Origin of the sequence: Nevskia sp., from assembly GCF_023266035.1 — a bacterium.
In the GTDB taxonomy this organism is placed as follows: domain Bacteria; phylum Pseudomonadota; class Gammaproteobacteria; order Nevskiales; family Nevskiaceae; genus Nevskia.
Map to the genome: position 1 here is coordinate 1 of NZ_JAHFRY010000229.1, position 3,598 is coordinate 3,598.

Sequence of the window (3,598 nt, forward strand, 5' to 3'; positions counted from 1 at the left end):
GGGCTTCGCGTCGCCAGCGGCCGTTGCCGTTGCAGGTGCTGCGGTGCCAGGCGTTGTGGCCGGGGCCGCAGTCTCGACCTGCGGCTGCGCGGGCTTTTCGGTCTGCAGCCGGCGGATCAGCCGTGCTGCATCGTCCTTGCTCAGCGCATTGCGATCGGACAGCAGGCGGATCAGTTCTTCGGTGACTGTCTCCGCGGCCGCAGGCTTGGCAGCAGCCGTTGCGGCGGGCGCTTCATCGGCAGCGCTGGCATAGCCGGCACCGGCCACGAACAGGGCCGCGATCGCGGTTTTCATCGCGACGGCGACCGGCCTCAAAACGGGCAGGCGTTTCGTCGTATGCAGCAAAGGCCGGATCGGCTTCATGGCGGGGGCTACAGGTTGGAGGTGCTGCAAGTTCATGTGGTCGTCACCCGGATCACGGCCGGTTGCGGCAGGTCTTTCGGCGGTGGCTCGCTGAGCTTCGGCATGTTCTTCAAGGTGTCCTTGAGGAGACGGTCGAGCTCGGGCCGGCCGGTGGAGCGCAGCAGTTCGACTCGCTCGGTGCTGCCGTCCGGCGCCAGCCAGATCTGCACGGTGATCGCGAAGCGCGCTTCCAGCAGCCGGCGCTGACGCTGCACCGCGCCCTGGGCGCGCTGCTGCAGCAGGGTCGTGTACCAGCCGAGGCGATTGCCGGCGCCGGTACCACCGCTGCCATCGCCACCGACTCGGTAATCGGCGCCGCCTTCCTTGCCCTGCAGGCCGAAGGCATCACCAGCGCCGGTGCCCTTGGCGTCGAGCGCCGGCGGGCCAGGCGGTGGTGCTTCCTTGGGCGGCTCCGGGGTCGGCGTCGCCGGCTTGAATTCCGGCACTTTCTGCTTCGGCGGCTCGATCTTCGGTTTCGGCGGCGGGGGAGGCGGCGGAGGCGGTGGCGGCGGCTTGATCAGCTTCAGCTGCACCACTTCGTTGACCGGCTTGCGCGCCTTGCCGCCGTCGCTGCCGAGCATCGCCACCAGGCCGTAGAGCAGCACGGCAGCGGCCAGCGCGGCGGCGACATAGAGCCGCTGCTTGCGCTTGCGCTGGGCCTGCTGGCGCGAACTCAGAGCCATGCCGGAATCACTGCACCAGCCGCTGGGTGACCAGACCCAGCTGGGTGATGTCGAGTTGGCCGAGCAGCGCCAGCACGTCGATGACGTTCTTGTATTGGGTCTCGCCGTCGCCGCGGACGATCACCGGCAGATCGGGAATCTGCGCCTTCTTCTGGCGCAGCTTGTCTTCGAGCTCGGCCAGGGTCACCGGCACCGCGTCCATGAAGATCTTGCCGTCGTTGGTGATGGTGATCGCCACGGTTTTCGACTTCGCCAGCGACGGCTGGCTGGACGCCTGCGGCAGGTTGACCTTGATGCCCTGCACGGCGGCCGTGGTCATGATGATGAAGATCACCAGCAGCACGTAGGCGAGATCGAGCATCGGCGTGATGTTGATTTCGTCGTAGGGCTTGTCTTCGCTTGAGGCTTGCATGGCTGGTCTCCGCCGTACGTTTTAAGGGCGGATCAGCGGTGGCCGACGGCCGCGCGGATGTTGTGACCGTCGTTGCCGGCCGGATACATCTCGGCCATGCGGGTGACGAATTCATCGACGAAAACGGCCATGTTGGCCTGGATGTCCTTGATCCGGCCGAGCAGGAAGTTGTAGGCAAACAGCGCCGGAATCGCGACCGCCATGCCGGCGACGGTGGCCAGCAGCGCTGCCGAAATACCGGGCGCGATGGCGTTGACATTCACTTCGCCAGCGGCGGCGATCGAGGCGAAGGTGATCATCACGCCGACCACGGTGCCGAGCAGGCCGATGAAGGGGCCGCCGGAAATGGCGATGGTCAGCACCACCATGCCCTTGGAGAGGCGCTGGTTCTCGCGCACCGAGGTGGCGTCCACCGAAGCGCGGATCGATTCGATCGATTCCGCCGACAGCGCGCCGGGGCGGCCTGCGATCTCGAAGCGATGGAGAATTTCGCGAATGCCGGACTTGTACATCCGGTATAGCGAGGAATCCTCGAGCTGGTCGCGCTCGTCCTCGTCCAGCGGCTGCACGCTTTCCAGATTGGTCAGATCGCTGCGCAGCGTCTGGAACTGGCGGGTGAACAGATCGTTGGCGCGGTTGGTACGGCCGCAGTAGCCGCCCTTGGTGTACATCACCGCGTACGAGGCCAGCGCGATCAGCGCCAGGATGCCGATGATCACCCAGGCATCGACGGTGACCGACTGCATGATGATGCCGACGTAACCGGTGGAGAAACCGGACAAGCCTTCGTCGGCACCGAACTGCAGCAGCTTGTCTTCGACACCCTGGTTGTTCGCCGCCAGCAGCAGCCAGCCCGGGCTGCGCGCGCTGTGGGCGATCTGCAGTTCGTCGATCTCGCCGGTGTAGCCGCTGCTGCCGTCGGCAGCAGCCGCGCCCAGGCTGATCGCGCTGTTCAGCGCCGGCAGCGGGCCGGTGACGGTCGCAACGGACTGACCATCCACGTACAGCGTGCCATCGGTCGAACCACTGGCGCCGAAGACCACGGCGAGGTGATGCCAGCTCGCGGCGGCGATCGCCGCAGCCGGTGCCGAGCGGCGGCTGCCGGCGGCATCGCTGATCTCGACATACGGCGTGCCGCGATCGAGGCCGATGAGCAGCGCATTGCCGCCCTCGCGCTGGGCGAACAGCACGGCGGTCTGATCGGCGGTTTCCGGGTTGATCCAGGCCGACCAGGTCAGCGGCGCGCCGGCCGCGACGTTCAGCGTCGTCGACGGTGCAGCGCCGATCGCCTTGGCGCCGTCGAACTTGGCAGCGCCACCGATCAGGCCACTGTCATCGATCACTGCTGCGCTCAGGCCGTTGTTGCGCGAGCGGCTGGCGTCGACCGGTGGCTGGCCGGCCTGGCCTTCAGCCGGCGAGAAATGCCAGACCAGCGCCTGGCTGTCGTCATAGCTCAAGCTGGCATCGCCTTCCCTGGCCGCCTTGGCGTTGCCGTAGTAGAGCCAGAACTTCACCGGCGCGCCGGCCTTGACCGCTGGCAGATGGACCCAGACGAAGCCCATGTTGAACACCGGGTCGAACTTCTCGACATGGAACTTCAGCGGTGTCGCATCGTCCTCGGCGATGAAGCGCAGATCGCCGCCATCAGTGTTGGCATCGCTGAACTTCATGACGCCTTCGTGCAGGCGCACCAGCACCACGGTATCGCCGACCTCACCGGTGACGCCGGCCGCCGCCGCATCGGCGGTGATCGGCTTGCGGAACGACCATTCCTTGTTCCACCAGGCGGAGGCGCTGAGCGGCATCAGCAGGCAGAGCAGCCCAGTGAAAGTGGCGGTGCGGAGGATCGACGGCAGGCTCATGGGTTTTCCGGAGGGACGCTGACTGAAAATGAAAAGAGGCTTGAAGGCGGGCATCAGAACGAACCGAGCACGCGGAACAGCACGCGGCTGTCACCGGCACGGGTGTTGGTGGTGCTGTTGATCGGATTGGCCCAGTCGACGCTGCCGCTGAAGTGGCCGAGCAGCCTGAAATCGAAGCCGAAACCGAAGCTGGCCAGGCGCAGGTCGGCGGGCGTATCGGCGACCGGCTGGCGCACTCT

General features: G+C 66.6%; 3 protein-coding genes and 2 pseudogenes. All 5 read right to left on the minus strand.

Features of this window, described 5'->3' with window-relative positions:
- Positions 1–294 (minus strand): annotated as a pseudogene (locus Q0D45_RS21265) (hypothetical protein); the annotation flags it as partial.
- Between the two features lie 101 nt (positions 295–395).
- Complete coding sequence (locus Q0D45_RS21270) at positions 396–1,085, minus strand: energy transducer TonB (protein WP_293397849.1); 690 nt, start codon at positions 1,083–1,085, stop codon at positions 396–398.
- Between the two features lie 7 nt (positions 1,086–1,092).
- Positions 1,093–1,497, minus strand: a complete 405-nt coding sequence (locus Q0D45_RS21275; protein ID WP_022978512.1) for a biopolymer transporter ExbD — start codon at positions 1,495–1,497, stop codon at positions 1,093–1,095.
- Positions 1,498–1,529: 32 nt separating this feature from the next.
- The gene (locus Q0D45_RS21280; protein ID WP_293397853.1) at positions 1,530–3,359 is read right to left on the minus strand and encodes a DUF2341 domain-containing protein; all 1,830 of its coding nucleotides are present in this window, start codon (positions 3,357–3,359) and stop codon (positions 1,530–1,532) included.
- 53 nt (positions 3,360–3,412) lie between these two features.
- Positions 3,413–3,598, minus strand: a pseudogene (locus tag Q0D45_RS21285) (ShlB/FhaC/HecB family hemolysin secretion/activation protein); the annotation flags it as partial.